Genomic DNA, 26,813 nt, shown 5'->3' with positions numbered 1-26,813 from the left:
GCGCCCGTCGGTCGTCAGATGAGCATCCGCGCAACAGCGGCCGGGTCGTCGAAGATGCTCATATGCCAGGCCCCGGCGCGGACGATGAAGTCCGATCCCGGTATCCGCTGATGCATGGCTTCCATCGAGGCGACGTCGGACACCGTGTCGTGTTCGGCCGCGACCACGGTCACCGGGCACGAGATCGACGCGGTGCGTTGCGAACAGTCGAAGTGGGCGATCGCGCGCAGCGCCGACGCCCAGGACGCGTGGTCCGCGGCGGCCACGGCTTCGCGAGCGTAGCGGACGACCGGTCCATCGTTGCGCAATTCGTCTGCGCTGAACCAGCGTCCGAGTGTGCCGTCGACATCGACGGTGCCGGCCTCGACGGCGGCTGCCGCAGCGTCGAATGTCGGGAAGGGCGTGTCTCGGGTGCACAGCAGCGTCAAGCGGGAGGCGAGCTCGGGGTGCCGGATCGCGAGTTCCAGGGCCACCTGTCCGCCGAAGGAATGTCCCACCACATGCCAGGGCGCCTCGGACGCAACCGATTCCGCGACCCCGGCCGCGAGCCGCGCGGGTAGGTCGTCATCCGCATAACCCGGCGGCGGGCTGATAGCAGGCGTGATCACGTGTCCGTACTCGGACAGCTCGGCACGCACGCCGTCCCATACCGCCGGCGACAGCGGGGTTCCCGGCAGTAGCAGCCAGGTCGGGGGTTCGGTCGTCACCACGCACTCTCCTCAGCTGTCGTCACGGATTCAGACCGGCCGCCGGATTCGTCGCCTCGATCAGCGGCACCGTCAGCATCGAGGGATGATCTCCGCCCCGATGAATCCGACACGTTCCGCGGGGACCGGTCTGATAGCGGGCGGGGAAATGTCCGGTCAACGGGTTGCCCCGGTCGATGTTCCGTCCCGCGAGCACCAGCCGCAGGCGATCGCCGGGCATGAAAGATGTTGCCGACGAACCGAGTCCGACCTCGATCTCCACGATCTGGCCGGGCTCCAGCAACTGAACGCGGTCGAAGCTGTGCACCGGCCGGGCCACCGACGATGCATCGCGGTCCAGTGCTCGCAGGGAGAGCTTCTGCCTACCCGTCACGATGCGGTCCCGGCCGTATCCGTACGAACCCTCGAACGGGACCCACCGCGTTCCGGCCCATTTCTCCACTGCCACGAACAACGTCGCATCCCCACCGCGCGGCAGGCTGACCCATAGTCGAGCACTCATCGGTCCGGAGAGTTCGAGATGAGAATCGATGGCAAGGTCGTAGGCCAGCCCGGCCCCGCGCAGGTCGAGAACCGACGAACCACTCGCCACGCCTCCCCCGGTGTCCCGGGTCAGACGGTCACCGTCGGCCACTCGCAGTTCGGTCCACGTGGCCGCGGCCGGCGGCCACTCATGTTCCTCGCGTACATCGGTGACCTCGGTCCGCGACCCCCGGACTTCGAGGCGGACCCGTGGCAGGATCCTGGTCGTGTCCCCGCGCAGGTGTCGCTCGAAGAACGCGTGCTGCGCCGCCACCGCAACGTCGCTGTAGAACGTCGCCCACTTCGGTCCGCGGTGGGTGTACAGGTACTTGTGAGCCGACCCGGCCCGCTCGAACGCACGCATCGAACCCGCGCTGTGCAGATTGCTGTCGGAGAAACTGGCGCACACCATCATCGGCACCTCGATGGCCGCAAGATCCGGTGTCTTGCTCTGCCACCAGTCATCTCGCAGGGGGTGGCGGCGGCGTTCGGCACCGATGTCCTCCGACAACCGGGCAGCCTTCCGGGTGACGAGAGCCCAGATGCGGGAGAACCCTCTCTCGTCGACTCCGCCAGGCTTCATGAAGTCGCGGTAGAGGTCGGTGAACCCCTCCCACGGACAGATCGCCGCGAGGTGGGGCGGGTGAAGTGCTGCCGCCTTGTACTGCGAGAGTGCGAGATACGACACGCCCAGCATGCCGACCGCGCCGGTCGACCAGGACTGCCGGCCGGCCCACTCGATCAGGTCGTGGACATCGAGGGCCTCGGCGTCGGAGAGCAGCGATCCGGTTCCTTCCGAGGTCCCCGCGCCGCGCAGGTCGGCGTTGATGACGACGTAGCCGCGCGAGGTCCAGACCGCAGGGTCGGGCGCCTCCCAGCTCGTCTCACTCGAAAAGCGATACGGCGCAGGTTGATTCATGATCCGGTACTGGAAGTTGATCTTCCACCCGAACCGCGTCCGGACCGGCAGCGCGTCCTTGCCGTAGGGGTGCGCCGAGAGCAGGACCGGAAACGGACCATCCCCCGCCGGCCGATACACGTTGACCCGCAGGGTGACCCCGTCGCGCATCACCACCGGGACGTCGGCGTCCTTGATCATGTCGTCGGGTGCCGGGTAGATGGTCACCGGCGGACGTACGGCGTTCCGCACCCGCCGCAGGCCGTAGCGGAGAGCACCCGGGCGCCGCCACGGCCGGTCGTGGCTCACCGAATCGCTCATACGACCTCCGACGACAGTGCGACACCCATGGCTGGACTCTAGGGCACAGGCCGAGACCGGTCATGGCTCTCCACACCCTTGCGTGTTCCGTCAGCGATCGCTAACGTTAGCAATTACCGACATATACCGGCACAAGGAGTCCTCATGGGAGCACCAGTCGCATTCTTCGAGATCACCTCGCATGACCCCACCCGTCTCACCGCGTTCTATCGCGATCTGTTCGGCTGGACCATCGACGACAGTTCCGGCCCGGAATACTCGCTCGTCGACACCGGCGCAGGTGACGGCGCCGTCTCCGGCGGCATCGGCGCCGTGTCCGAACCCGGCGGGACCGGCGGGGTGAGTGTCTACATGCGCGTCGACGATCTGCAGGCGTCCCTCGACCGGGCCGAGGCACTCGGCGGCAAGGAACTCGTACCGCCCACGGACCTCCCGGATGGGTACGGCAGATTCGCCATGTTCGCCGACCCCGACGGCAACTCGATCGGACTCTGGGCGTGACCGACAAGTCCCCAGGCGTCGACGAGGCCCTGCGCGCGATGGCGGAGCCCCGCCGCCGCGCCATCCTCGAACTCGTGTCCGGCGAGGAGCTGTCCGCGGGCGACATCGCCGCCCGGTTCGACGTCAGCCGCACCGCGATCTCCCAGCACATCACCGTGCTGAAAGACGCCGGGTTGCTGGCCGAGCGCCGCGAGGGGACCCGACGCATCTACCGCGCCCGACCCGAGGGCATCGACCGACTACGCGACCTGCTCGACGACATGTGGGCATCATCTCTCGACGTCGCGCGGCAACTGGTCGAGGCCGAACGCGGACTGACCGACGCCGCCGAGGTGAACCGTGCCGGGTGAACGCAAGGTCGCCGACGCTGGAAGTCGCGATGGCGGTGCCGTTCTCCCGCTCCGACGGCCGCCGATACGTCAATCCACCACCGTCCGTAGCGATCTCGACCACGTCTTCACCACCTTTGTCCGGACCATCGGGGTCTGGTGGCCGCTGCAGCCGATGTCGATCGGCGGGGACCGGGCACGGACGGTGACCATCGACGAGTTCAGCGGCGGCCGGGTCTATGAGACCTGGGACGACGGCACGACCGCCGAATGGGGTCGATTGGCGGTGTGGGAACCCCCGAGTCGGTTCGTCATGTCGTGGCTGAACACTCCCGAGCCGACCGAGGTCGAGCTGGCCTTCACCTCACTCGGTCCGGCTCTCACGCGGGTGTCCGTGGAACACCGCGGCTGGGAGCATCTGAGCGAGGAACAGCTTCGCGAAGACTGCGCCGCGCCAGGCGGTTACAGCTCCGGCGCGTATTCCGGCGGCTGGGCCGCCGCCCTGGCGGCCTGCGTCGACGTCATCGAATCGACCCACCCCTGAAGAGAGAGCGTCAGAACATGACCCACTTCGTGTACAAACTCGTCCCGCCGCGTCCCACCTTCGGTCCCGGCGACATGTCCGACGACGAGGCCGCCATCATGGGCCGGCACGGCGCGTACTGGTCGGGGCTGCTCGCCGACGGCACCGCGGTGGTCTTCGGTCCCGTCGTCGACCCGTCCGGGAACTGGGGCCTGGGCGTGGTGCGCGCCGACTCCGAGGACGAGGTCCGGGCGATCAGTGCTGCCGACCCGGCCGTCACCTCGGGTCTCGCCCGCGTCGAGATACTCCCCATGCCCGTCGGTATCGGACGCGACTGACCGGCGAGAGCGTCGCAGCAGCACTGTCGACCACAGCCCCCTCGGTACCTTGCCGGGAAGCGCGCCGACCTGATGTCACCGACTTCCCGCGGCACCTGCGCCACGTCATTACACTGGCGAAATGGGCAACCCGACAACCGATCTGACGCGGGGGCAGTTGACGCGGGCAGTGCGGCTGCTCCAAGGCCATGTGCACTTCGACGCCGCGCTTCTCATCCACCAGCCGGCGGGCGCACGGTCTCGGATCGTGTCCCGGGTCGGGTACTCCGCAGGCTCGGCCTGGGCCTTGCAGCACCTGTTCCCTCGTGATTACGAGGTCGGCTTCACCAACCGCCTCAATCCCGCAGACGGCCTGCCTCTCTCGATCAGCGACGTCGGCGGAAGGGTCCGCGAAGAGTTCACCCGTACCGTGCTGTTCGAGCAGTACCTGCGGGCCGAGGGTTTCGCCGACGGGATGACGGTCGAGTTGTTCGACGGTGGCGATTACGTGGGTCTCGCACATTTCTCCGCCCGACGCCCCGACGCATTCGCGGCGCCGCAGCGCGCGCTGGCCCGCGACCTGTCGGGCTTGCTGGCGCTGGTCCTGCGACCGGACCAGGGGTCGGAGAACATTCAGCGAGCACCATCGGCCGATCCGACGGACTCGGACGCACCGTCCCCGTCCACCGTCTACCTGCGCCGGGGCGCTCGGACCCGGTCGGCGGGTCCGATAGACGTTCCGTTCGTCGCCGAAGCCGCTTTCGAACATGTGGTGGACGACTTCGCCGCCTGCGGGGTCGATGAACTCCGACACCTGTGGTGGCATCAGGGAACTCGGTACCGGGTGACGCTCTCGCGCCTGGGCGACTTCGGCGACCTCAGGGTGACCGCCCGGCCGGTGACCGCCGAACAGGTGTGGGATCTGAGTCGACAGGAGGTGCGGGTGCTCAGCGGACTGGTGGTGGGACGCACCGACGCCGCGATCGCCGCAGGCTTGGATCTCAGTCCGCGGACGGTGCACACGCACATGGTGAACATCCGACGCAAGCTCGGGGTGGACCGACGAACCGAGGCGGCCGCCAGGGCGACAGCGACCGCCACGGTCATCCCCGGTCCCGCGACAGCCCCCGTCGCCGAACTGGCGCGGATCTACCGGGACTCGTTCCCTAGGTGATATCCGCGAGCAGCTCTTTCGCGGCGTCGACCGCCTCGCGCTCGTGGGCGAGCAGGTCATCGCCGCCCATGGGACCCAGGATCGGCGCGAAAGCATCGGCTGTACCGGTCGAGACGCCGGCGAGCTCCTCAACCACTGCCAGCCCGCAGAAGGGAACGTAATACGGGCTGTAACCGCCCTCTTGAAGACAGACGAGTTTCCCGTCGGCCACCTCATCGGCCACGTCGATGATCTTGCGGGCCAGCGAGCGGAATCCGTCGGCGCGCAGCATCATCCGCGCCAGCGGGTCCATCATCGATGCGTCGAATCCGCTCGCCACGATGATCAGTTCGGGCCGGTATGCGCGCAACGCGGGCAGCACCACGGCGTCGAAGGCGTACTCGTATGCGCCGCTGCCCCCACCGGGCGGCAGCGGGACGTTGAGGGTGTAACCGAACCCGTCGCCGGAACCCCGCTCATCCCGGAATCCCGAGTCGGATGGGAAACAGCGGTCCTGGTGTACCGAGATGTTCAGCACCTTCGAGGACTCCCGGAAGATGTCCTGGGCGCCGTTCCCGTGGTGGACATCCCAGTCCACGATCGCCACCCGTTGCAGCCCGAGCGTCTCCAGCGCATGGGCCGCCGCGATCGCGCCGTTGTTGAAGATGCAGAACCCGCGGCCGGTGGCGCGCTCGGCGTGGTGTCCCGGCGGATTGATGAGTGCGTACGCGTTTCTCAACGTGCCGTCGACGACCGCACGAACAGCTTCGATCGCACCACCGGCCGCGAGCAGCGCGATGTGATGGCCCCCGTTGCCGAACGGCGACACCCCGTCGCCGGCGTCGCCGCCCTTGGGGAGGGCGCTCTCGCTCACGATGCGCTCAAAGTGAGCGTCGTCGTGGACGCGGAGGATGTCCTCGCGGGTCGCGGGCCCCGGCTCGAGTTGCCGCAGCGAGTCGATCAATCCGGAGGCACTGATCAGCTCGTGAAGCCGTCGCTTGGTGTCGGGGTGTGCGACATGATGGGCGATCGGCTGCGTCAGTGCGTCGACGCTGGGCGGGAAGATGCCGCCGCTGCCTGTGTCTGCCCAGCCGTAGAGCGTGTTCCAGATGTATCCGGTGGTCGTTGCCACGATTTGTTCCTTCCGTCCGAACCCGTGTGTCGGTGGACACAGCATCGGCGGAGCGGTGACAGCTGTCATCGGTACAAATACCGAGAGCGGATGAGCCGAGATCGGCGGCGGCACTGTCGACAACCGGTCTGGCGTCGTGGATTCATGAGAAAAGCCCGTCCCGACAGACGTCGGAACGGGCTTCGTTCGGTGGAGCTAAGGGGACTCGAACCCCTGACCCCCACACTGCCAGTGTGGTGCGCTACCAGCTGCGCCATAGCCCCGTATTTTGTTGTTCCGCCCTGTTCAAGGGCACTGGCGAAGTTACACCATCTCGGCGATACCAGCCAAATCGCCAGGACGCCGACCCGAATGGTGTCGAGTCGGCGTCCGCGACTCAGGAGTTGCCGCCACCCAAGATGCTGTCGAGCCAACCGGTGCCCTCGAGGACGCCGTTGACGGGCTCGCCGTCATGCAGCACGGTCGGGGTGCCGACCTGGCCGCCGGTCGCCTTCGACAGTTCGTCGGTCGACTTCTGCGCGTTCTCCTCGGCCTGGGCGACCTTCGCGTTGTCGGTGATGCACGTGGCGGTGGCCGGCGTCGCGCCCTGCTCGGTGGCGAGACGCGCGAGCTCGGGGCTGGTGATGTTGCCGGTGCCGTCCTCGGGCGGCTGGGCGGCGAACAGCGCGCTGTGGAACCGCAGGAACAGATCGGTGTTCTGCTCGTCGGCCACGCAGGTCAGCGCACCGGCAGCCCGCGAGCTGTAGTCACCGGTCGCCGACCGCGAGTTCAGGAAGTGCAGTGTGTGGTAGCGCACGCGGAGTTTGCCCTCGGTGACGGCCTTGGTGATGGCCGGTCCGGACTGCTGCTCGAACACCTTGCACACCGGACACATCGGGTCTTCGAAGACGTCGATGAGCGGAGCGGTCTCGGGACCGACGATCATCGTCGAACTCGACGCCAGCGCGGCTTGATCGGTGTCACCCTGATCGCGTCCGCTCCACCAGATCCCGCCGATCACGAGGCCCGCGATCACCAGGACCGCGATGCCGCCGAGCACGTAGGTCATCGTGTTCGACGGCGCGCTCGGCTGATACTTCGAGTTGGTGGTGCGGGGCACCGATGCTCCCGGCTTGCGCTTCTTGCTCACATTCCGACAATAACGGCGTCGCGCTGAAAATTGTCTGAGGGAACGTCCGGCCGGAACGGGGCGGTGACCGCCACCGCCGGCCCGCTACTCGCTCAAGCCCCCAGCGCCGCGTCGACGACCTGCTGCGCCTCGCTCTGCACCTGCGCGAGATGGTCTGCGCCCTTGAAGGATTCGGCGTAGATCTTGTAGACGTCCTCGGTCCCCGAGGGGCGAGCCGCGAACCAGGCGTTCTCCGTCGTGACCTTCAGGCCGCCGATCGGTGCGCCGTTGCCCGGTGCGGTCGTCATGATCGCCGAGATGGGTTCGCCCGCCAGTTCCGTGGCCGTCACCTGCTCCGGTGACAACTTCGACAGCACCGCCTTCTGCTCCCGGCTGGCCGGCGCGTCGATCCGCGCGTACGCCGTCGTCCCGTACTCCTCGGCGAGTTCGGCGTAGCGCTGCGACGGCGACTTGCCCGTCACCGCGAGGATCTCCGACGCCAGCAGCGCCATGATGATGCCGTCCTTGTCGGTCGACCACGGGCTGCCGTCGAAGGTCAGGAACGACGCCCCGGCGCTCTCCTCACCACCGAAGGCGACGCGACCGTTCAGCAGGCCGTCGACAAACCACTTGAAGCCGACGGGAACCTCGAGCAGCGGTCGTCCGATCCCGGCCACCACCCGGTCGATCAGCGACGACGACACGAGCGTCTTGCCGACCGCCGCCGACTCCGACCACTGCGGCCGGTGCGTGAACAGGTAGTCGATCGCGACGGCCAGGTAGTGGTTGGGGTTCATCAGACCGGCGTCGGGCGTGACGATGCCGTGCCGGTCCGAGTCGGCGTCGTTGCCGGTCGCGATGTCGTAGGAATCACGGGAGGAGATGAGCGAGGCCATCGCGTTGGCCGACGAACAGTCCATCCGGATCTTGCCGTCGGTGTCGAGCGTCATGAACGAGAACGTCGGGTCCACCGTCGGATTCACGACCGTCAGGTGCTCGAGGTTGTATCGCAGGCCCAGCAGCGCCCAGTAGCCGACGGACGCGCCGCCGAGCGGGTCGGCGCCGATGTGGATGCCGGCGTCGCGGATCGCCCGCATGTCGACCACATCGCCGAGTCCGTCGATGTAGTTGAGGAGGAACGAGTAGTCGTGCACGAACTCGCTGCCGCGCGCGCGTTCGAACGGGATGCGCGCGACACCGTCGAGCCTCTGCTCGAGCAGTTCGTTCGCCCGCGCCGCGACGACCGAGGTGATCGAGGTGTCCGCGGGACCGCCGGTCGGCGGGTTGTACTTGAATCCGCCGTCCCGCGGCGGATTGTGTGACGGCGTCACGACGATGCCGTCGGACAGCACCCCCGGGTTGTCCTGGTTGAACATGAGGATGGCGCGGCTGACCGCCGGCGTGGGTGTGAACGAGTCGCTCTCGGCGGTGTAGACGGTGATCTCGTTGGCCGCGAGCACTTCGAGTGCGGTGCGCCAGGCGGGGACCGAGAGAGCGTGGGTGTCGAACCCGATGAACAGCGGACCGGAGATCCCGGCCGAGCGGCGGTAGTCGACGATCGCCTGCGTCGTCGCGAGGATGTGGGCCTCGTTGAACGCGTTGTCGAAGCTCGATCCGCGATGCCCCGACGTCCCGAACACGACCTGCTGCAACGGGTCCGACGGGTCGGGTGTGTTGTCGTAATAGGCACGCACCAGGGCGTCCACGTCGACGAGGTCTTCGGGCAGGGCCAAGGTACCAGCGCGAGGATGTGCCATGACCGCGATTGTGCCACTCCACACGCCGTTCGCCCGGTCGACGAACCGATCCGTCCGGACCCGGAGACCGAATCGCTACGGTGAGACGATCGTCGACGTCGCATCGAAGGGGCCTGCACACATGCTGATCGCCGGATTGTCGGGACTGCTGTCCCCCGGACGCCGATCCCCCGGCCTGCTCGTGCTCGTCCTGCCGGGCGGCACGGACAACAGCCACAAACCGTTCAGCCCCTGGCAGCCGTCCGCCCTGCGCATGTACCCGTTCACCTGGTCGCTGCGACTGCGATTCGGCCGGTCGGTGCGCGTCCACCAGGTCGGCTACCGCGTGTACGGCTGGAACGGCGACGACAACTCACCTCTGCTCCCCGCCCGTGCGGCACTCGACGAGATCTGCCGACGGCACCCGGGCGTGCCGGTGGTCGCGATCGGACACTCGATGGGCGGACGCGTGGCCGCCCATCTCGCCGCCGACCGCCGGGTCATCGGCGTCCTCGGCCTGGCGCCGTGGTGGCAGTTCGCCGACTGGCGACACATCCAGCCCGGCGCGCGGGTCGTCGCGGTGCACGGCGACGCCGACACCCGCACGCTCGCGAAGCGGACCCGCAAGGGCATCGCCGAGCTCTCGGCGCTGGGCGTCGACGCCGAGTTCATCCCGGTCCCCGGCGGCGGTCACGCCATGCTCGATCACATCGGGCTCTGGCAGCGCAGCGCGCTCGACTTCGTCGGCGAGCGCCTGTCCGCGCTGCGCGGCGCCTGACCTCAGCGCGTCGGCCGGCCGGCCAACTCCTCGACGAACTCCGGATAGAACTCGACGTATTTCTCCCCGACGAGCACGTAGAGCGGATCGTCGCCGGTCTGCCCGTAAGCCTGTTTGCGGAGTTCGGTGCGCATGTTCTTGAACGTCGAGGTGTGTTCCAGCGCCTCGACGATCCGGACGAACAATGGCACGGCGTACGCGGGCAGACCGTCGCGAACGTGCCGGGCGAGACCGTCGGCGTCGAAGGTCTCGCCGTCTCGCAGGCTCACCGCCGCCATGCCGGCCTTGCCGTCGACCCCCGGAACGGGCACACCGAACACGACCGCCTCCTCGACGGCGGGGTGCGCGTCGAGCACCGCCTCGACCTCGGTGGTGGCCACGTTCTCACCCTTCCAGCGGAAGGTGTCACCGATGCGGTCGACGAAGCCGATGTGCGAGAAGCCCTGATCGCGGACGACGTCGCCGCTGTTGAACCACCTGTCGCCCTTGCGCTTCGCGTCGCGGACGATCTTTCGTTCGGTCGCGGCCGGGTCGGTGTAACCGTCGAACGGTACCCGTGAATTGATCTGCGCGAGAAGCAATCCGGTACCACCCTTCCCGACCGGCCGCACCCGCCCGTCGGGACCGCGCAGCGGCTCGCCGGTCTCCTCGTCGTATTCGACGATCGTGTACGGCAACGGCGAGAACCCGGCCGTCTTGGACAAGCCGAAGACGTTGATGAAACCGATGTTCGCCTCGCTCGCCGCATACAACTCGACGACGCGGTCGATACCGAACCGCTCGGTGAAGGCATCCCAGATGTCCGGGCGCAGACCGTTGCCGACGGCCAGCCGGAGGCGGTGCGCGCGATCGGTCGGCTTCGGCGGCTGCGCGAGCAGATAGCGGCACAGCTCACCGATGTAGGCGAACGCGGTGGCGTTGTTCTCGATGATCTCGTCGATGAACTTCGACGCCGAGAACTGCTTGCCGATGGCCAGGCAGGCGCCCGACGCGAGGACCGACGAGACCGAGATCGTGAGAGCGTTGTTGTGGTAGAAGGGCAACGCCGTGTACATGACGTCGTCGCCGCGCAGACGGATTCCCAGCCCGCCGATGCCGTTCATCGCCACCAGCCAGCGGTAATGACTCATCTTGCTCGCCTTCGGGTAACCCGTTGTGCCCGAGGTGAAGATGTAGATCGCGGTCGACCCGACCTCGATCGAGTCGGTGACCGGCCGGTCGAGCGGTGAGCAGCGCGCGGTCAGTGTGGCGAGTTCGGCGAAGGTGAACTCCTTCTCCGGCCGGCATCCGGCCGGCACCGATTCCAGCGCCTCCAGCAGATCGTGCTGATAGAGAACCACTTTCGGCTCGATGAGTCCGAGACTGTGTTCCAGCACCGCGCCACGCTGGTTGAAGTTGAGCATTCCGCAGATCGCCCCGATCTTGACGATCGCGAACATCGCGATGACGACATCGGGGTGATTACGCGAGAGCACCGCGACCACGTCACCGCGCCCGACGCCCTCGCGGGTGAGGAAATCCGCGAGCCGGTTGGCCCGAGCATTGGCCTCGCGGTAGGTGATCGACGCACCCTCGAACCGGAGGAAGTCCCGGTCGGGGTACTTCTGCGCACTCTGCTGGAACCGCTTGCCGATGGACATCTTCGTGGTCGGCGGTGTGGGCAGCATCGCTGGTAGGGTCCGCAGAATCGTGCCGGCGTCACGACGCAACGACGCGACTCCCGACACCATGTCGGCCAGCCGGATGTCCGGCAGCAGTCCCGTGCCCGACGCGTGATCAACCATGTTCCCCAGCCCTTCGGTGTGTTCGACGACACACACCCTAGCGACAGCTCGTCCCCATTGACACGTTGGGGGTGTTTTGTTTCAAGCGTTCCGAGTGCGTCGAGCCAGCGGGCCAGACCGCACCGCGATCCGCCGGCCACCCGGGGTCGACCCTTGGCTCGCGCCGGGTCACCGGCCACACTGTCTGGATGACCGACACCTCGCCGCGATCGACGAGCGACCGTCCCACCGGCCCGCTCGACGGCGTCACCGTCCTCGAACTGGGCACGCTCATCGCCGGACCACACGCGGCACGGCTGTTGGGTGACATGGGCGCGGACGTTATCAAGATCGAACCGCCCGGCAAGCCCGATCCGATCCGCACCTGGGGACAGGCGGAGGTCGACGGTCACCGCTTCTATTGGACGGTGCACGGCCGCAACAAGAAGGCGGTGACCCTCGATCTGCGGGCGGACCGAGGGCGCGAGCTGTTCCTCGATCTCGTCGAACGGGCCGACATCATCGTCGAGAACTTCCGTCCCGGGACGCTCGAGCGGCTCGGTATCGGCCCGGACATTCTGTCCGCACGCAACCCGGGCATCGTCGTGGTGCGCGTCTCGGGCTACGGCCAGACCGGCCCGGATTCGACACGAGCCGGGTACGCCTCCGTCGCCGAGGCTGCCAGCGGTCTGCGGTATCTCAACGGCTACCCCGGACAGCTCCCGCCCCGGCTGGCGCTGTCACTCGGCGACACCCTGGCCGGCATGTTCGCCGCGCAGGGCGCCCTCGCGGCACTGTACCGGCGTTCGGTGACCGGCGAGGGGCAGGTCGTCGACACCTCCCTCATCGAATCGTGTGTCGCCGTGCAGGAATCGGCCATCGCGGACTACGACGCAGGTGGCGTCGTCCGCGGCCCGTCGGGCACTCGGCTCGACGGCATCGCACCGTCGAACCTCTACCCGACCAGTGCGGGCACGCACGTCATCATCGCCGCCAACCAGGATTCGGTGTTCGCCCGGCTGTGCGCGGCGATGGGACAACCCGAGCTCGCGACCGACGACCGCTTCGTCGATCACGCCGCGCGCGGACGCAACCAGGACGAGCTCGACGAATTGATCGGCGAATGGTCGCGGCAGTACACACCGGAGAAGCTGACCGAAGTACTCGGTGCCGCGGGAGTCGTTGTCGGACCGGTGAACTCGGTCGCCGAGGTGGTCGCCGACCCGCATCTACAGGCACGGGGGATGATCGCCGAACACTACGACGAACGCGCGCAGCGCACCGTCCTCGGTCCCGGCGTCGTGCCACAGTTCAGCGACACCCCAGGTGGCATCCGCAACGCCGGTCCCCCCGCCCCCGGTTGCGACAACGAGGCCGTCTACGGCGGATTGCTCGGGCTGCCCGAAGACGAGATCGCGGCGTTGCGGACGGCCGGGGTCATCTGACACTCGGCTACGGTCGAGCCATGTCACTGGTCGCGACCGGGCTCTCGCGCACCTTCGGCCGGCACACCGCCGTCGCCGATGCGAGCCTCGAACTCAGATCCGGCAGGATCACCGGGCTCGTCGGCCCCAACGGGGCGGGCAAGACCACCCTGCTCCTGCTTCTCGCGGGCCTACTCGCCCCCGACACCGGCGCGATCCTGGTCGACGACGCGCCGGTGAAGCCGGCGGACATGCGTCCACTGACGGGGTGGATGCCGGACATCTTCGGCACCTGGGAGAGCCTCACGGCGCACGAGATCCTGACGACGTTCGCCAAGCTCTACGGAATGCCCACCACCCAGGCCCGGCAACGCGCCGCTCAACTGCTCGAGGCGGTCCATCTGACCGACTTCGCGACCCGGCCGGCGCACGAGTTGTCGCGCGGCCAGAAACAGCGCCTCGGCTTCGCCCGAGCCCTGGTGCATCGGCCCCGGATTCTGCTGCTCGACGAGCCGGCATCCGGAATGGACCCGCGGTCACGGATGGAGTTGCGCGGCCACTTGCGCCGCCTCGCCGACGACGGGTGCGCCATCCTGGTGTCCTCGCACATCCTCTCCGAACTGGAAGAGATGGTCGACGACGTCGTGCTGATGACCGAGGGCCGGACCCGCACACCGCAGGGTGCGGCCGGCGGGGTGTGGCGGATCCGGCTCGTCGGCCAGCCGCCCGGGCAGGCGCGGGAAGTTCGCTTCGACGACGAGTCCGCTGCCGCGCGGCACCTCGCGCAGGTGGTGTCCTCCGGTGCGGCGGTCAGCGAATTCGCTCCCGTGTCCTCCGGCATCGAAGATGCCTACCTCGCACTCGACCCGGAGCGCCGATGACCACCAAGACGCACGAAGCAGATGTCTCGCCGCGGGCCGGATTCTCGTCGTGGTGGCGGATGGTCGGGGTCATCGTCGAACTCGAACTCCGCCAACGGCTACGGACGACAAGATGGAAGGCCACGCTCGTCGTCGCCTTCGTCGTGACCTCCCTCGCCGTCTTCGGATCGATGTACCTGGCCGTCGGAGCATTCGGCGGCACCTACGCCGGGTGGGCGTCGAATCTGTACGGGCTCCTGATCGGATTCCTGTTGCTACTGGGGATCATCGTGGCCCCGACCCTGGCAGCGACCACGATCAACGGTGACCGCAAGGACGCGACCCTGGCCGTGGTGCAGGACACCGCGATCAGCAATTGGCAACTCGCACTCGGCAAGCTCATCGGCAGTTGGGTGGCGGGGATGGCCTTGGTCGCCGTCGCCGCACCGTATGTGATCTGGGGCTTGGTCGAAGCGCCGCAACCGATCTGGCGCGGGGTGGTCGGCGCGGTCGTCCTTGCGCTCGTCTTCGCGTGCTACGCGGGGATCGGACTCGGGTTCTCCGCGGTGACGGCGCGACCGGCAGGGTCCGCGGTGCTGACGCAAGCCGCCGTCTTCTTCCTCCTGCTCGGCCTGCCGGTGGTGTTCGGCCTGCTGTATCCGACCGTCGCGCAGACGCATTCGGTGGTCCGCACCGACACGACGGTGACCGATCCATCGAGCCCGACGCCCACGTGGACGTGTCGCGAGGTCACGCGAGGGGAGGAATTTTACCACCACGAACGCATCTGGTGGCTCCTCGCACCGAACCCGTTCTTCATCGTGGCCGACGCCGTCTCCTCGCCGCCGCAGAACCCGATGAGGACCTCCGACAGCACGGCAGCCCAGGAGATCGCACGGACTCTGTCGGCAGTCCGGGCGGGTCCGTACATCGGCCCGCGGACATGTGCCGACATCTCCTACGGTTACAGCGACGGGAGCGACCCCACCGGCCATCGCGCCCGTGAAGCAGCACATGAGACGTCCGAGATGGGCCACTCGTGGTACGTCGGCCTGGGGATCTATCTGGCGCTCGGCGGACTCGGATACGTTGCCGCGGCACGTCGTCTGCGGATCCCTGCGGGCAAGCTGCCGCGTGGAGTCCGGATCGCATGAGTGCCGGCGACGACTCTGCCGGGTACCAGCCCGGTTACGACGCCCTCGCCGACCTGTACGCCGAGACATTCCCCTCGCCGTTCTCGAACGCGCTGCAGCGCCGCGTGATCGAGTCCTTCGTCGACCACGTTCGCGGGAGCGAGATCCCCGGGACCGTGCTGGACGTGGGTTGCGGACCGGGCGGTGTGACGGCGGCATTGGCCTCCGCCGGTCTCGGTGTCATCGGCGTCGATCCGAGCGCCGAGATGCTGCGGATCGCGAGATCGTCGCATGCCGGCCCTCGCTTCGTTCTCGACGACGCACATTTGACCTCGACGGAGCTCGACGACATCGACGTCGCTGCAATCGTGGCGCGCTTCAGCCTGATCCATGTGGCACCCGCATCCGTTCCCGGCATTCTCGACGGCTGGGCCGCTCGGATGAGCTGCGGCGGCGTCGTGCTGATCGCGGGACAGACCACCGACGTGGACGAGATCGTCGAATTCGATCATCGGGTGGCGCCCGCCTGGCGTTGGCACCCGGATCGGATGGCGGCGGTCCTGGCCGACGCCGGTTTCGACGAGGAGTGGCGCACCGTCAAGCGTGCCGACCACACCCATCGATTCGCCGAGTTCCATCTCCTCGCAATACGCCGATGACGCCGCTCCGGGGGCACGTAGCTCCGAACTAGAAAGTTCGGCGAACCGAAACTATAGTGTCGGCATGCCCAAGCTCGTGCGTCGCCGGTTCGTCACCGTCGGGGCACTGGTGGCTGCCGTGTGCACGATCCTCGCGGGATGCACACTGTCGAGTCGGCTGCCCGACGAGAAGGTCGTGCTCACCACGTTCACCGTGCTCGCCGACATCGCCTCGGAGGTCGCCGGCGACCGCCTGCAGGTGGAGTCGATCACCAAGCCGGGTGCCGAGATCCACGGCTACGAGCCGACTCCCGGCGACATCCGTCGCGCCGCGACCGCGTCACTGGTCCTCGACAACGGCCTCAACCTCGAAGCCTGGTTCGCGCAGTTCGTCGACGGCCTCGATGTCCGGCACGTCGTCGTCAGCGAGGGTGTCGAACCGATCGACATCGCGTCGGATGCCTATGCGGGCAAGCCGAATCCGCATGCGTGGATGAGTCCGGTGAATGTGCAGATCTACGTCGACAACATGGTGCGCGCGTTCACCGAGCTCGATCCCGACGGTGCCGCCACCTTCGAATCGAACGCGGCCGCATACAAGCGGCAGCTCCAGCAGGTACAGACCGATCTCACCTCATCGCTGGCCGGACTACCCGCCAACGAGCGGGCCCTCGTCACCTGCGAAGGTGCCTTCTCGTATCTCGCCCGCGACGCCGGACTCACCGAGCGCTACATCTGGCCGGTCAACGCCGAGCAGCAGGCGACGCCGCAGCAGGTCGCCGAGACGATCGACTTCGTCCGGGCGAACCGTGTACCCGGCGTGTTCTGCGAGTCCACGGTCTCCGACGCCCCGATGCGACAGGTCGTCAACGCGACCGACGCCCGGTTCGGCGGCACCCTGTACGTCGACTCGCTCTCCGAGGCCGACGGCCCCGTACCCACCTATCTCGACCTCATCCGCCACGACGTCGCGACCATCGTGTCGGGCCTGACCGGGAGCAACACGTGAACGCCTCAGCGACAACCGGTTCCGCCATCGAGGTGACGGACGTGACCGTGCGGTACGGCGACATCCTCGCCCTCGACCACGCGTCGGTACGAGTACCTGCCGGCCAGGTGTGCGGCCTCGTCGGCATGAACGGATCGGGCAAGTCGACACTGTTCAAGACGATCGTCGGGTCGGTCACGCCGACCACCGGCAAGGTCCGATTGGGCGGCCGGACGCCCACCGCGGCGCGTCGGGCCGGCGCGCTCGGTTACGTGCCGCAGTCCGAGGACATCGACTGGAGCTTCCCGGTCTCGGTCCGTGACGTCGTGATGACGGGTCGCTACGGCCATCTCGGATTCACGCGCCGCCCCAAGCGGGCCGACCACGACGCCGTCGACGAAGCCCTCGCACGCGTCGAGCTCACCGACTTCGCCGACCGCCAGATCGGCCAGTTGTCCGGCGGGCAGCGCAAGCGGGCCTTCGTGGCCCGCGGCATCGCGCAGGAAGCCGAGATCCTGCTGCTCGACGAACCGTTCGCCGGCGTCGACAAACGCACCGAGGGGACCATCACCGCACTGCTACGCGAACTCGCCGGTGCCGGGACGACGATCTTGGTGTCCACGCACGACCTGCAGGTGCTGCCCGAGCTGGCCGACGAGGCGATCCTGCTGATGCGCCGCGTGATCGCGCAGGGCGCGCCGGCCGAGGTGATCAACACCGACAACCTCGTTCGCGCCTTCGGTCTCGATCCACTCGCCCGGCCGGTAGTCGACCGCAACGAATCCGACCTCGCCACCGATCGCCACGAGGAGGTCTCGTGAACATCGTCGACATCCTTCTCGACCCGTTCGCCTACGCGTTCATGACGCGTGCCCTGTGGGCGACGCTGATCGCCTCGGTCGTGTGTGCGCTGTTGTCGTGCTGGCTCGTGCTGATCGGCTGGTCGTTGATGGGAGACGCGGTCTCGCACGCGGTGCTGCCCGGCGTGGTCCTCGCCTACATCGTCGGCGTGCCGTTCGCCATCGGCGCGGTGATCTTCGGCTTCCTGGCGGTGGCATTGATCGGCGCTGTCCGCGACGGCGGGCGGGTCAAGGAGGACGCCGCCATCGGCATCGTCTTCACCACCCTTTTCGCCTTCGGCCTGGTGCTGATCTCGGTGACGCCGAGCCAGACCGACCTGAACCACATCATCTTCGGCAACCTCCTGGGTGTCTCGACGTCGGATCTCGTGCAGATCGCGATCCTGGGTGCGATCGTGGCGACCTTGCTGCTGCTCAAGAGACGCGATTTCACCCTCTACGCCTTCGACCGCACGCACGCTTTCGCGATCGGACTCAGCCCGAAACTGCTCGGCGCGGCCCTTCTCGCGCTGCTCGCCCTCACCGCGGTGACCGCGCTGCAGGTGGTCGGCATCGTGCTCGTGGTCGCGATGCTCATCATCCCCGGCGCGACGGCCCGACTGCTCACCGATCGCTTCGGCCGGATGCTGGTCATCGCGCCCGCCATCTCGGCGATCTGCGGAGTCATCGGCCTCTACGTCTCCTACTACCAGGACACCTCCCCCGGCGGGATGGTCGTCCTCGTCCAGGGCATCGCGTTCTTCGGTGTTTACCTGTTCAGCCCGACCCACGGGGTCGTCACCAAGCGACGCAAACATCGCGAGAGCGCGACGCTCGACGCGCTGGGTACCGGTTAGCGAACCGGCCGGCGCGAAACAAAAGGCGCCCCACCGAATCCGGTGGGGCGCCTTCTCGTGGAGCTGCCGGGAATTGAACCCGGGTCCTCCGTCGTGTTGTTAGGGCTTCTCCGTGTGCAGTCCGCTATGTCTCTACTCGGATCTCCCGGTCACGCGAACAAGCCGAGATGACGATCCCAGTCGCTGTTTGATGTTCCGTCCTCACCCGCGACCGGCGAGGACGGTGAGCTCCCATGGATGATGCCGGCAACCGGGTCTGGGAGCATAACCCGGGCCGACAGACTAGCCGGCGCTACTCAGGCAGCGAGGGCGTAGTCGCGCTGATTGGAATCGGCGCTTAATTGGTTGCTGCGACGCTCACGGTGGTCTCCAGCCTGCACCGACACGCTTCCCCTATCTCGACGCACGAAGTCGAAACCGATCAGCCCCGAGTAGGTTGCCGCCGACCGAAGTCAGCGAGCACTTCAGTCTAACAACTCGTCACCCGGAGTTCATTCCCATTACCGGTCGATTCTCGTTTGCCGCGGCCACCAGCACATTCACAGCTGACCGACAGCGTCGACCAAGACAGCGCCGGGATCGTGGAGACCTCGTGAGCCGAGGACGGACTCGGCCGACCGACGAGAGTGAGACCGACATGACGTCCCAGCCCCTGGGCGAGCACGAACCCGACCGCGCGTCCCCGGCACCCAAGACATCTGACGACGCCGCGACCACGCCGATCAGCCCGGAGTCGACGCTGGCAACGGCCCCCCACCCGTCCATCGACTCAAGCGGCTCTGCCGCCGCCCACGGCCCGGTCGCCGAACCGCACCCGGTGGCCCCGAATACAGCACCGGCCCGGTCGGCCCTGATCGCCGGTGCAGCCGGGCTGGCCATCGTCGCGGGCGCACTCGGCTTCGGCGCCGGCTACATCACCGGGGACAACACGACGCCCGAGCGGCCGTCGCCGGCCGCCGTCTGGCAGCAGGGCGGCAACGGGCCCGGAATGGGCGGCGGTACCCAGATGGGTGGACCGCAGATGGGTGGGCCCGGGATGGGCGGCCTGCCGGGCCGACAGAACCAGGACGGTGAGAGCGGCTCCGAGCCCGACGACCAAAACGGGCCGAACACGTCGCCGGGAACGCCGACTGAGCAACAGGGTCAGGCCGACACCGGCGCGTGAGTCAGCCCATGCCCTTCACGCGGCGGCCGACCTCACGTTCGACCTCACGCTGGGCGGTGCGCTTGGCGATGTCCTGGCGCTTGTCGTGCGCCTGCTTGCCGCGGGCCAGCGCGAGCTCGACCTTCACCTTGCCGTCGTTGAAGTACATCGACAGCGGCACCAGCGTGAGGTTGCCGTCGCGGATCTTGCCGACGAGGTTGTCGATCTCGCGTCGGTGCATCAGCAGTTTGCGCTTGCGGCGGACCGAGTGGTTGGTCCAGGAGCCGTTGCCGTACTCGGCGATGTGCAGGGCATGAAGCCACACCTCGCCGTCGTCGATCGTCGCGAACGCGTCGACCAGCGAGGCCTTGCCCGCCCGCAGGCTTTTCACCTCGGTGCCGACCAGGACGACGCCGGCCTCGTAGACGTCGAGGATGGCGTAGTTGTGCCGCGCCTTGCGGTTGGACGCGATCACATTGCGTCCCTTTTCCTTCGGCATGCACTCACCTCCTCGTAGTGTGGTCGATTGTCGTATTGGTGACCGACCGGTAGCTGATCGCCGGCAATCCGAACCGCCCGGACGGACCGATCATTCCCGGACATAGACACGAAGCGTGACATACGCGGTCGCACCCGCCAACACAATTCCGCCGAGCACCAGCCACGGTGCGACGAACAGCACGTCGGTCAGCTCGATCCGGGCGAAGAAGCTGACCCCGTACAGCTCGCGTAACGCGTTGTCGAAGAAGAACTTCTTGGCCAGCAACAGACCGCCGATGGCCAGCATCGAGCCGACGAAGGCCGACACCACCGCCTCGAGCAGGAACGGTAACTGGGTGTACCAGCGGGTCGCGCCGACGAGGCGCATGATCGACACCTCGGTCCGTCTGGTGAACGCCGCGACCTGAACCGTGTTGATGATCAACAGGATGGCGGCGATCGCCAGGACCGAGGCGATGGCGAAGGTCGCGTTGCGGACGCCGTCGAGGACGCTGAAGATCCGCTGCACGAGCTTACGGTCGTCCTTGAAGGCGTCCACCCCCAGGTCTTTCCGCGTCGCGTACTTGGTGAGCACCGCGTCGAACTGGCCGGGATCGGCCACCCGCACGCGCAGCGAGGCCGGCAGCGTGCCCTCGACGATGTTCTCGGCGAGATCGGGGTTGTTCGCGAAGATCTCCTTCGCGCGTTTGAAGGCCTCGTCCTTGTCGAGGTAGGTCACCGAGGTGACGCCGGGTTCGTTCTCGAGCCCGCGGCGAAGCTGGGCGCACGGGTCGGACTCGCACTGCGGATCGCGTTCGGTCACCTCGGGATTGAGATAGAACTCCATCTCCACCCGGTCGAGGAAGATCTGCTGACTCTTGTCCGCCATCTGGATCACCAGGAGCCCACCGCCGAACATTCCCAGCGTGATCGCGGTGGTGATGATCATCGCGATGGTCATGGTCGCGTTGCGGCGGAGTCCGTGGAGAACCTCGCTGATGATGAAATTCGCTCGCATGTCTGCTCAGACAGTCCTTGGGTCTCGGGGAAGTGTGTCGGGTCGGGCTGCGCGTCAGCCGATTCCGTACACGCCCTGCGGGTCGTTGCGGACGAGTTGGCCGCTGTCGAACTCGAGAACCCGTCGTCGCATCGCGTCGACGATGTGCCGGTCGTGGGTGGCCATCACCACCGTGGTGCCGCGGCGGTTGACCCGGTCGAGGACGTCGACGATCTCCTCGCTGGTCTCGGGATCGAGGTTGCCGGTGGGCTCGTCGGCCAGGAGCACCAGCGGACGGTTCACGATGGCGCGGGCGATGGCCACGCGCTGCATCTCGCCGCCGGACAACTCGTTCGGCATGCGATCGTGCTTGCCTTCGAGGCCGACGTACTCGAGCACCTCCGGCACCACACGCTGGATGGTGGAGCGAGGCCGGCCGATCACCTCGAGCGCGAACGCGACGTTCTCGGCCACCGTCTTCTTCTGGAGCAGACGGAAGTCCTGGAACACACACCCGATCGACTGCCGCAGCTTCGGCACGCTGCGCGCCTTCAGTCGGTTGACGTGGAACTCCCCGAGGTACACCTCGCCGCTCGTCGGGCGGTCCTCCTTGAGGAGCAGACGGAAGAACGTCGACTTACCCGATCCCGACGGACCGATCAGGAACGCGAACTCCCCCTTGTCGACCTCGAAGCTCAGATCTCGCAGAGCGGGTCGACTGGACGCCTTGTACTGCATCGTGACGTTCTCCAGCTTGATCACGATGTGCCAGTGTAACGACGACTCCTGAGAGTGCGTTCAGGCACGACGCCCCAGCTCGGCCACCCGCGTGACCAGCGAGTTCCCCGCCGGGTCAGCGTGTCGGGACCGTGGTGGTCGGCGTCTGTCCGCCGAAATTCGGGAACGGGAGGCCCGGCAGTCCCGGGATGGTGTCGCGGCTGGTGCTCGGGGTCTGCGTCTGTGTCCCGTCCGTCGACGAGCCCTCGGTTCCGTCGACGCCACCGGCGGGCTCGGTGGTCGACGATTCGGTGGTGGTGGTCGTCGACGACGTGGACGGCGGCGCCTCGTACGTCGGCTCCACCGTCTGCGATGTCGTCGGGGCGGGCCGAGCTGGTGCCGGTGCGACGACGCCGTAGCGCTGCGAGGTGTACCCGTAGAGCACGCAGCACGCCAGGAACACGGCGACGAGAATCGCGGTGCTGGTCCGGATCCGGGTCCGCGCCACGTGCCCCCAGTCGAACCGCCGCCGCCTGTCGTCGGAGCGGTCCGGCGACTCCTGTGGTGGCGGGTCCTGCGGGGGGATGCTCTGGGTGGGATCGCCCTGAATGGGTTCGCTCTGTGTGGGAGTCCCCTGCGTGGGAGGCCCCTGCGCGGGAATCCCCTGCGTCGGAATGATCTGGGTCGGGTCGTCGGCGCCGGGGATGGGCCGACCGGCGTGGTTCCCACCGGGCCCGTCGCGGCCGGGCGTGTTCCGGCCGGGGATGTTCGAGTCCGCCATCAGTCTCCCCCGTCCCGATTGCCCTGGTCGGCGTGCGTGGCGGGTGGTCCGCCCGCGGAACGGACCTCGCGGGCGGGCACGTTGATCCCCTCCCGCGCCAACGCCCGGATGATGTGGACGCGCAGCGCACGGCCGACCTCGAACTGCTTGCCCGGCAGCGTCCGGGTCACCATGCGCACGGTGATCGCGTCGAGCTCGAGGCTGATGACCCCGAGCGACGACGGCGCGTCGAGCAGCAGGTCGTGCCATCGCGGCAGCGCGTAGAACTCCCGGCCAACCCGGTCGAGTGTGTCGTTGACGAGCCCGATGTCGGCCTCGGACGGCACCGGCACGTCGACGACGGCTCGCGCCCAGTCCTTGGACAGGTTGGTCGCCTTGACGATCTGACCGTTCGGGACGGTGATGACCTCACCTTCCGCGGTACGCAGCTTGGTCACCCGCAGGGTCACGTCCTCCACGGTCCCCTCCGCCGGCGCATTGCCCGTGACGGTCAGGTTGACCACGTCGCCGTAGCCGTACTGCTTCTCGGCGACCACGAAGAACCCGGCGAGGATGTCCTGCACGATGCGCTGCGCGCCGAAGCCGAGGGCGGCACCGATCACGGCGGTCGGACCGGTCAACCCGCTCAACGGGATTCCGAACACCGACAGCGTGTGGATGATGACGATGATCGCGATCACCACGATCAGCGTCCAGGCGACGACATCGACCAGCGCCCGACGATGCTTGGCGTCTTCGGTCTGCACGATGAGATCGCTGGTCGAGAACCGCGAATCCACGCGCGAGGCGTATTTGTCGGCGAACCAGCGGATCAGGCGGGCCAGCAGGACCGCGCCCAGAATCCAGATCACGATCTCCAGGCCGCTGGTGACCAGCCAGACGTAGACCCGACCGAGGAGCAGTTCGGTCGGGCTCGGCTCAGCGGCCAGCACGAGGTCGGCGGGTGAGGCGATCACGCTTCGGCGGTCGCCATCCGCCAGCGGATCCCGGCCTCGATGAACTTGTCCAGCTCCCCGTCGAGCACCGACGTCGGATTGTTGTCCTCGACGCCGGTCCGCAGGTCCTTCACCATCTGATACGGGTGCAGCACGTAGGAGCGCATCTGGTTGCCCCAGCTCGAACCACCGTCACCCTTCAGGGCGTCGAGTTCGGCGCGCTCCTCCTGCCGCTTGCGGTCGAGCAGCTTGGCCTGCAGCACGCGCATGGCCGACGCCTTGTTCTGCAGCTGACTCTTCTCGTTCTGACAGGTCACGACGATGCCGGTGGGGATGTGGGTCAGCCGGACCGCGGAGTCGGTCGTGTTGACCGACTGCCCGCCGGGGCCCGACGAGCGGTAGACGTCGACCTTGATGTCGTTCTCGTCGACGTCGATGTGGTCGGTGGTCTCCACCACCGGCAGCACCTCGACCTCGGCGAACGACGTCTGGCGTCGGCTCTGGTTGTCGAACGGGCTGATACGCACGAGCCGGTGGGTGCCCTGCTCGACCGACAGCGTGCCGTACATGTACGGGGCCTTCACCGCGAAGGTCGCGCTCTTGAGGCCCGCTTCTTCGGCGTAGGAGGTGTCGTAGACCTCGACGCCGTAGCCCTTCTGCTCGGCCCATCGGATGTACATGCGCATCAGCATCTGCGCCCAGTCCGCCGCGTCGACGCCGCCCGCGCCGGAGCGAATGTTGACGACGGCGTCGCGCGAGTCGTACTCGCCGGCGAGCATCGTCTTGACCTCCATCGCCTCGATGTCGGTCCGCAGGCTCTCACGTTCGGCATCGGCGTCGGCCAGCGCAGCCGTCTTGTCGTCACCCTCTTCGGCCTCGGCGAGCTCGTAGAGCACGGGTAGATCCTCGAGGCGCTGCCGCAACTCGGAGACCTTGCGGAACTCCGACTGGGCGTGCGAGAGCTCGCTGGTCACCTTCTGGGCATGGTCCTGGTCGTTCCAGAGGTCCGGGTCCGAGGCCTGCATCTCTAGCTCGTCGATGCGACGACGCAGCTCCTCGAGATCGAGCACCTTCTCCACGGTGGTCAAGGTGGCGTCGAGGGAGTCGAGGTCTGCGGTCACGTCGGGATGCACGGTTATCCAGAGTACCGACAGTCGGGCGCGTCAGCGCCCGGCGGATCTACAGAGGGCCGGGACCGGCTTCGGGCATCACCCCGAACCGCCACGACGTCGCGGCCTTCTGCGGTTTGTAGAGGACCGGCAGATCGTCGCCGACCTGGGGCCAGGGGTCGCCCGCGCCCAGCACGAGCGTCCCGTACACCTCGGTCGGACTGGTCTCGGGACCGACGATCGTCCCGGAGATGGTGCAGAACCGGTTTCCGTCCTTGTCGGCCGCGCTCTTGGTCGGCTCGTCGTCGCGGTCGGAGACCCCGACGACCGTGAACGTGCCCTGTACGAACTGGGAGGCCTTGGCCGCCGACATCGGCTGCGGGTTGCGGCCGCGCTGCCACTGCACCACCAGCACCACCACGAGAGCCGCGATCAACAGGGTGAACGTCACGGTCAGCAACATGACAGCTACCCTACCGGGCATGTCCGTCCCTCCCGGTCCGACGACGTTCAGCGATGACCTCGAGCTCGCGCTGTCCCTCGCCGACTCCGCCGACGCGCTCACCATGGACCGCTTCGGCGCCGTGGACCTGAAGGTGGACGACAAGCCGGATCTCACACCGGTGTCCGATGCCGACCTGGCGTGCGAAACCCTGATCCGCGAACGCCTTTCGGCCCGCCGCCCCGCCGACACCGTGCTCGGTGAGGAGTTCGGCGGCGACGCCGTGCTCTCCGGGCGGCAGTGGGTCGTCGATCCCATCGACGGGACCAAGAACTTCGTCCGCGGCGTCCCGGTATGGGCCACGCTGATCGCACTCCTCATCGACGGCGTGCCCACGGTCGGGGTTGTCTCGGCACCGGCACTTCGCCGACGCTGGTGGGCGGCAACAGGTCTCGGTGCACACGTTCGCTTCGACGACGAGGATGTCCGACGCCTGTCGGTGTCGGGAGTGGCCGACCTCGGGTCGGCCAGCCTCGCGTTCTCGAGCCTGTCCGGCTGGGCCGATCGCGGCATCCGCGAGAAATTCATCGACCTCACCGACCGGGTGTGGCGCGTGCGCGGCTACGGCGACTTCTTCAACTACTGCCTCGTCGCCGAAGGTGCGGTCGACGTGACCGCCGAACCCGAGGTCTCGCTGTGGGACCTGGCGCCGCTCGACATCCTGGTCCGCGAGGCAGGCGGACGCTTCACCGCCCTCGACGGCACGCCCGGACCCGCCGGCGGCAGTGCGATCGCCAGCAACGGACTGCTGCACGACGAGGTGCTGAGGGCGCTGCGCGTCGACCCTTCGTGACGCTCGCAAGCTCGCTCCTCAGGGACCGGAGGGAGCCCGCTCGCAAGCTCGCTCCTCAGGGACCGGAGGGAGCCCGCTCGCAAGCCCCCCTCGCTGGTTGAGCCGGTGAGGAGCGCAGCGACGAACCGAGTCGAAGCCACCTCCCGGCCACTCACACCTGCGTGGCGCTTTCCTTCTCCAGCACCGTGAACTCGGTCGCGTCGTCCTTCATGTCCGCGAGTCGCCCGTAGTGGATGCCGCTGCCGGCATCGGACAGGACCGCCTGATGGATGGGGACGGCGACGCGCGGCGCCATCGCCCGGAGGTAGTCGACCGATTCGCTGAGTTTCATCCACGGCGCGGCCGACGGCAGCGCGAGGACATCGACATGCTCGAACGGAATGTAGAACGAGTCCCCCGGATGCATGAACTGCCCCGGCTGGTCGGCGGTCCCGAGGACATAGGCGACGTTGTCGATGACCGGGATCTCGGGATGGATGACGGCATGCCGGCCGCCGGTGAAACGCGCGGTGAGCGAACCGATCTCGATCTGGTCGCCGCTGCGGGCGGCCGTCCACGCGCCGGCCACGTCGTCGTCGTTGAGCTGCTTGGTCGTCTGGGGATCGGCGTAGAGGATCGCGTCGGGGTTCGCGGCGACGAGGTCGGGCAGCTTCGCGACGTCGCAGTGGTCGGGATGCTGGTGGGTGATCAGGATCGCGTCGAGATCGTCGATGCCGACGAACCCGTGCGAGAAGTTTCCCGGGTCGAAGAGCACCTTGGTCCCGTCGATCTCGACGAGCAGACAGGAATGGCCGAAGTGGGTGATCTGCATGACTCCACTGTGCCCGT

29 protein-coding genes, 1 tRNA gene and 1 other RNA gene are annotated in these 26,813 nt (G+C 67.6%); 15 read left to right on the top strand and 16 right to left on the bottom strand.

The window, feature by feature from the left end; translation table 11 throughout:
- Positions 1 to 14 precede the first annotated feature (14 nt).
- A complete protein-coding gene (locus ACFVHY_RS21625; RefSeq protein WP_390275372.1) occupies positions 15 to 707 on the bottom strand; it encodes an alpha/beta fold hydrolase in 693 nt (230 codons plus the stop codon).
- Between the two features lie 22 nt (positions 708 to 729).
- Positions 730 to 2,448 carry a CocE/NonD family hydrolase gene (locus ACFVHY_RS21620; RefSeq protein WP_390275371.1) on the bottom strand — a complete coding sequence of 573 codons (1,719 nt, stop codon included), beginning with the start codon at positions 2,446 to 2,448 and terminating at the stop codon, positions 730 to 732.
- Positions 2,449 to 2,592: 144 nt separating this feature from the next.
- Between ACFVHY_RS21620 and ACFVHY_RS21615 the strand changes: the two genes are divergently transcribed.
- The 5 genes from ACFVHY_RS21615 (at position 2,593) to ACFVHY_RS21595 (ending at position 5,292) form a co-directional block, all read left to right on the top strand.
- Positions 2,593 to 2,949, top strand: coding sequence for a VOC family protein (locus ACFVHY_RS21615; protein ID WP_390275369.1), 357 nt, complete (start codon positions 2,593 to 2,595; stop codon positions 2,947 to 2,949).
- Positions 2,946 to 3,299: an ArsR/SmtB family transcription factor gene (locus tag ACFVHY_RS21610; RefSeq protein WP_390275367.1), complete on the top strand. Its 354-nt coding sequence runs from the start codon at positions 2,946 to 2,948 to the stop codon at positions 3,297 to 3,299. The genes ACFVHY_RS21615 and ACFVHY_RS21610 overlap by 4 nt, the downstream gene beginning before the upstream one ends.
- Entirely contained in the window at positions 3,289 to 3,822 is a 534-nt protein-coding gene (locus ACFVHY_RS21605) for an SRPBCC domain-containing protein (protein ID WP_390275365.1), read from the top strand. Before ACFVHY_RS21610 ends, ACFVHY_RS21605 begins: the two co-directional genes overlap by 11 nt.
- 17 nt (positions 3,823 to 3,839) lie before the next feature.
- Positions 3,840 to 4,139, top strand: coding sequence for a YciI family protein (locus ACFVHY_RS21600; protein ID WP_390275363.1), 300 nt, complete (start codon positions 3,840 to 3,842; stop codon positions 4,137 to 4,139).
- A 121-nt stretch (positions 4,140 to 4,260) separates the two neighbouring features.
- Positions 4,261 to 5,292 carry a LuxR C-terminal-related transcriptional regulator gene (locus ACFVHY_RS21595; RefSeq protein WP_390275362.1) on the top strand — a complete coding sequence of 344 codons (1,032 nt, stop codon included), beginning with the start codon at positions 4,261 to 4,263 and terminating at the stop codon, positions 5,290 to 5,292.
- On the opposite strand, the gene ACFVHY_RS21590 is transcribed toward ACFVHY_RS21595, so the two are convergent.
- From ACFVHY_RS21590 to pgm, 4 genes are all read right to left on the bottom strand, one after another.
- On the bottom strand, positions 5,285 to 6,403 hold the full coding sequence (locus ACFVHY_RS21590) for a class II histone deacetylase (protein WP_390275360.1): 1,119 nt from the start codon (positions 6,401 to 6,403) through the stop codon (positions 5,285 to 5,287). The genes ACFVHY_RS21595 and ACFVHY_RS21590 overlap by 8 nt on opposite strands.
- 190 nt (positions 6,404 to 6,593) lie before the next feature.
- Positions 6,594 to 6,666 (bottom strand) — tRNA-Ala (locus ACFVHY_RS21585).
- Positions 6,667 to 6,779: 113 nt separating this feature from the next.
- Positions 6,780 to 7,532 carry a DsbA family protein gene (locus tag ACFVHY_RS21580; protein WP_065631552.1) on the bottom strand — a complete coding sequence of 251 codons (753 nt, stop codon included), beginning with the start codon at positions 7,530 to 7,532 and terminating at the stop codon, positions 6,780 to 6,782.
- Positions 7,533 to 7,624: 92 nt separating this feature from the next.
- A complete protein-coding gene (gene pgm / locus ACFVHY_RS21575; RefSeq protein ID WP_390275358.1) occupies positions 7,625 to 9,268 on the bottom strand; it encodes a phosphoglucomutase (alpha-D-glucose-1,6-bisphosphate-dependent) in 1,644 nt (547 codons plus the stop codon).
- Here pgm and ACFVHY_RS21570 point away from each other — a divergent pair.
- Positions 9,267 to 10,025 carry a serine aminopeptidase domain-containing protein gene (locus tag ACFVHY_RS21570; protein WP_091344483.1) on the top strand — a complete coding sequence of 253 codons (759 nt, stop codon included), beginning with the start codon at positions 9,267 to 9,269 and terminating at the stop codon, positions 10,023 to 10,025. The two genes, pgm and ACFVHY_RS21570, sit on opposite strands and share 2 nt — an antisense overlap.
- Positions 10,026 to 10,027: 2 nt before the next feature.
- Here the strand turns inward: ACFVHY_RS21570 and ACFVHY_RS21565 are convergent, their stop codons facing one another.
- Positions 10,028 to 11,809: a long-chain-acyl-CoA synthetase gene (locus ACFVHY_RS21565; RefSeq protein ID WP_288811784.1), complete on the bottom strand. Its 1,782-nt coding sequence runs from the start codon at positions 11,807 to 11,809 to the stop codon at positions 10,028 to 10,030.
- Positions 11,810 to 11,997: 188 nt separating this feature from the next.
- Here ACFVHY_RS21565 and ACFVHY_RS21560 point away from each other — a divergent pair, with 188 nt between their 5' ends.
- From ACFVHY_RS21560 to ACFVHY_RS21530, 7 genes are all read left to right on the top strand, one after another.
- Positions 11,998 to 13,233 (top strand): CaiB/BaiF CoA transferase family protein, encoded by a 1,236-nt coding sequence (locus ACFVHY_RS21560; RefSeq protein ID WP_390275356.1) that lies wholly within the window; start codon positions 11,998 to 12,000, stop codon positions 13,231 to 13,233.
- Positions 13,234 to 13,253: 20 nt separating this feature from the next.
- Entirely contained in the window at positions 13,254 to 14,093 is an 840-nt protein-coding gene (locus tag ACFVHY_RS21555) for an ABC transporter ATP-binding protein (protein ID WP_390275355.1), read from the top strand.
- Entirely contained in the window at positions 14,090 to 15,226 is a 1,137-nt protein-coding gene (locus ACFVHY_RS21550) for an ABC transporter permease (protein ID WP_390275353.1), read from the top strand. Before ACFVHY_RS21555 ends, ACFVHY_RS21550 begins: the two co-directional genes overlap by 4 nt.
- Complete coding sequence (locus ACFVHY_RS21545) at positions 15,223 to 15,864, top strand: class I SAM-dependent DNA methyltransferase (protein ID WP_390275351.1); 642 nt, start codon at positions 15,223 to 15,225, stop codon at positions 15,862 to 15,864. Before ACFVHY_RS21550 ends, ACFVHY_RS21545 begins: the two co-directional genes overlap by 4 nt.
- Before the next feature lie 64 nt (positions 15,865 to 15,928).
- A complete protein-coding gene (locus ACFVHY_RS21540; RefSeq protein ID WP_390275350.1) occupies positions 15,929 to 16,852 on the top strand; it encodes a metal ABC transporter substrate-binding protein in 924 nt (307 codons plus the stop codon).
- A complete protein-coding gene (locus ACFVHY_RS21535) occupies positions 16,849 to 17,652 on the top strand; it encodes a metal ABC transporter ATP-binding protein (protein ID WP_390275348.1) in 804 nt (267 codons plus the stop codon). Before ACFVHY_RS21540 ends, ACFVHY_RS21535 begins: the two co-directional genes overlap by 4 nt.
- Positions 17,649 to 18,527, top strand: a complete 879-nt coding sequence (locus ACFVHY_RS21530) for a metal ABC transporter permease (RefSeq protein WP_390275347.1) — start codon at positions 17,649 to 17,651, stop codon at positions 18,525 to 18,527. The genes ACFVHY_RS21535 and ACFVHY_RS21530 overlap by 4 nt, the downstream gene beginning before the upstream one ends.
- A gap of 55 nt (positions 18,528 to 18,582) precedes the next feature.
- On the opposite strand, the gene ssrA is transcribed toward ACFVHY_RS21530, so the two are convergent.
- Positions 18,583 to 18,956, bottom strand: a transfer-messenger RNA (tmRNA) gene (gene ssrA / locus ACFVHY_RS21525).
- Between the two features lie 208 nt (positions 18,957 to 19,164).
- Here ssrA and ACFVHY_RS21520 point away from each other — a divergent pair.
- A complete protein-coding gene (locus ACFVHY_RS21520) occupies positions 19,165 to 19,692 on the top strand; it encodes a hypothetical protein (RefSeq protein ID WP_390275345.1) in 528 nt (175 codons plus the stop codon).
- 1 nt (position 19,693) lies between these two features.
- Here the strand turns inward: ACFVHY_RS21520 and smpB are convergent, their stop codons facing one another.
- The 7 genes from smpB to ACFVHY_RS21485 form a co-directional block, all read right to left on the bottom strand.
- Positions 19,694 to 20,170: an SsrA-binding protein SmpB gene (gene smpB, locus ACFVHY_RS21515; RefSeq protein ID WP_058253665.1), complete on the bottom strand. Its 477-nt coding sequence runs from the start codon at positions 20,168 to 20,170 to the stop codon at positions 19,694 to 19,696.
- A 90-nt stretch (positions 20,171 to 20,260) separates the two neighbouring features.
- A complete protein-coding gene (gene ftsX, locus ACFVHY_RS21510; protein ID WP_390275343.1) occupies positions 20,261 to 21,169 on the bottom strand; it encodes a permease-like cell division protein FtsX in 909 nt (302 codons plus the stop codon).
- A 54-nt stretch (positions 21,170 to 21,223) separates the two neighbouring features.
- The gene (ftsE, locus tag ACFVHY_RS21505; protein ID WP_058253667.1) at positions 21,224 to 21,910 is read right to left on the bottom strand and encodes a cell division ATP-binding protein FtsE; all 687 of its coding nucleotides are present in this window, start codon (positions 21,908 to 21,910) and stop codon (positions 21,224 to 21,226) included.
- A 91-nt stretch (positions 21,911 to 22,001) separates the two neighbouring features.
- Positions 22,002 to 22,646 (bottom strand): hypothetical protein, encoded by a 645-nt coding sequence (locus ACFVHY_RS21500; RefSeq protein ID WP_390275342.1) that lies wholly within the window; start codon positions 22,644 to 22,646, stop codon positions 22,002 to 22,004.
- A complete protein-coding gene (locus ACFVHY_RS21495) occupies positions 22,646 to 23,602 on the bottom strand; it encodes a mechanosensitive ion channel family protein (protein WP_259937368.1) in 957 nt (318 codons plus the stop codon). Before ACFVHY_RS21495 ends, ACFVHY_RS21500 begins: the two co-directional genes overlap by 1 nt.
- On the bottom strand, positions 23,599 to 24,714 hold the full coding sequence (gene prfB, locus ACFVHY_RS21490) for a peptide chain release factor 2 (protein ID WP_068971868.1): 1,116 nt from the start codon (positions 24,712 to 24,714) through the stop codon (positions 23,599 to 23,601). The genes ACFVHY_RS21495 and prfB overlap by 4 nt, the downstream gene beginning before the upstream one ends.
- Positions 24,715 to 24,760: 46 nt before the next feature.
- Positions 24,761 to 25,153 (bottom strand): hypothetical protein, encoded by a 393-nt coding sequence (locus ACFVHY_RS21485; RefSeq protein ID WP_159371254.1) that lies wholly within the window; start codon positions 25,151 to 25,153, stop codon positions 24,761 to 24,763.
- Between the two features lie 19 nt (positions 25,154 to 25,172).
- Between ACFVHY_RS21485 and hisN the strand changes: the two genes are divergently transcribed.
- Positions 25,173 to 25,985, top strand: a complete 813-nt coding sequence (gene hisN, locus ACFVHY_RS21480; RefSeq protein WP_390275341.1) for a histidinol-phosphatase — start codon at positions 25,173 to 25,175, stop codon at positions 25,983 to 25,985.
- Positions 25,986 to 26,136: 151 nt separating this feature from the next.
- On the opposite strand, the gene ACFVHY_RS21475 is transcribed toward hisN, so the two are convergent.
- Positions 26,137 to 26,796, bottom strand: coding sequence for an MBL fold metallo-hydrolase (locus tag ACFVHY_RS21475; protein ID WP_390275340.1), 660 nt, complete (start codon positions 26,794 to 26,796; stop codon positions 26,137 to 26,139).
- Positions 26,797 to 26,813 lie beyond the last annotated feature (17 nt).

The sequence above is a fragment of the Gordonia sp. NPDC127522 genome (assembly GCF_042672305.1).
In the GTDB taxonomy this organism is placed as follows: domain Bacteria; phylum Actinomycetota; class Actinomycetes; order Mycobacteriales; family Mycobacteriaceae; genus Gordonia; species Gordonia hongkongensis.
The sequence above is the reverse complement of the archived record's forward strand: the minus strand, read 5'-3'. Positions and strand labels throughout refer to the sequence as shown.

Bases quoted from the DNA above. Each gene is read 5' to 3' on its own strand.
- ACFVHY_RS21555 (WP_390275355.1), top strand. From the start codon at position 13,254: ATGTCACTGGTCGCGACCGGGCTCTCGCGCACCTTCGGCCGGCACACC.
- ACFVHY_RS21485 (WP_159371254.1), bottom strand. From the start codon at position 25,153: ATGTTGCTGACCGTGACGTTCACCCTGTTGATCGCGGCTCTCGTGGTG.
- ACFVHY_RS21550 (WP_390275353.1), top strand. From the start codon at position 14,090: ATGACCACCAAGACGCACGAAGCAGATGTCTCGCCGCGGGCCGGATTC.
- pgm (WP_390275358.1), bottom strand. From the start codon at position 9,268: ATGGCACATCCTCGCGCTGGTACCTTGGCCCTGCCCGAAGACCTCGTC.
- ftsX (WP_390275343.1), bottom strand. From the start codon at position 21,169: ATGCGAGCGAATTTCATCATCAGCGAGGTTCTCCACGGACTCCGCCGC.
- ACFVHY_RS21565 (WP_288811784.1), bottom strand. From the start codon at position 11,809: ATGGTTGATCACGCGTCGGGCACGGGACTGCTGCCGGACATCCGGCTG.
- ACFVHY_RS21540 (WP_390275350.1), top strand. From the start codon at position 15,929: ATGCCCAAGCTCGTGCGTCGCCGGTTCGTCACCGTCGGGGCACTGGTG.
- ACFVHY_RS21560 (WP_390275356.1), top strand. From the start codon at position 11,998: ATGACCGACACCTCGCCGCGATCGACGAGCGACCGTCCCACCGGCCCG.
- ACFVHY_RS21520 (WP_390275345.1), top strand. From the start codon at position 19,165: ATGACGTCCCAGCCCCTGGGCGAGCACGAACCCGACCGCGCGTCCCCG.
- hisN (WP_390275341.1), top strand. From the start codon at position 25,173: ATGTCCGTCCCTCCCGGTCCGACGACGTTCAGCGATGACCTCGAGCTC.
- ACFVHY_RS21600 (WP_390275363.1), top strand. From the start codon at position 3,840: ATGACCCACTTCGTGTACAAACTCGTCCCGCCGCGTCCCACCTTCGGT.
- smpB (WP_058253665.1), bottom strand. From the start codon at position 20,170: ATGCCGAAGGAAAAGGGACGCAATGTGATCGCGTCCAACCGCAAGGCG.
- ACFVHY_RS21615 (WP_390275369.1), top strand. From the start codon at position 2,593: ATGGGAGCACCAGTCGCATTCTTCGAGATCACCTCGCATGACCCCACC.
- ACFVHY_RS21545 (WP_390275351.1), top strand. From the start codon at position 15,223: ATGAGTGCCGGCGACGACTCTGCCGGGTACCAGCCCGGTTACGACGCC.
- ACFVHY_RS21595 (WP_390275362.1), top strand. From the start codon at position 4,261: ATGGGCAACCCGACAACCGATCTGACGCGGGGGCAGTTGACGCGGGCA.
- ACFVHY_RS21475 (WP_390275340.1), bottom strand. From the start codon at position 26,796: ATGCAGATCACCCACTTCGGCCATTCCTGTCTGCTCGTCGAGATCGAC.
- ACFVHY_RS21620 (WP_390275371.1), bottom strand. From the start codon at position 2,448: ATGAGCGATTCGGTGAGCCACGACCGGCCGTGGCGGCGCCCGGGTGCT.
- ACFVHY_RS21500 (WP_390275342.1), bottom strand. From the start codon at position 22,646: ATGGCGGACTCGAACATCCCCGGCCGGAACACGCCCGGCCGCGACGGG.
- ACFVHY_RS21570 (WP_091344483.1), top strand. From the start codon at position 9,267: ATGACCGCGATTGTGCCACTCCACACGCCGTTCGCCCGGTCGACGAAC.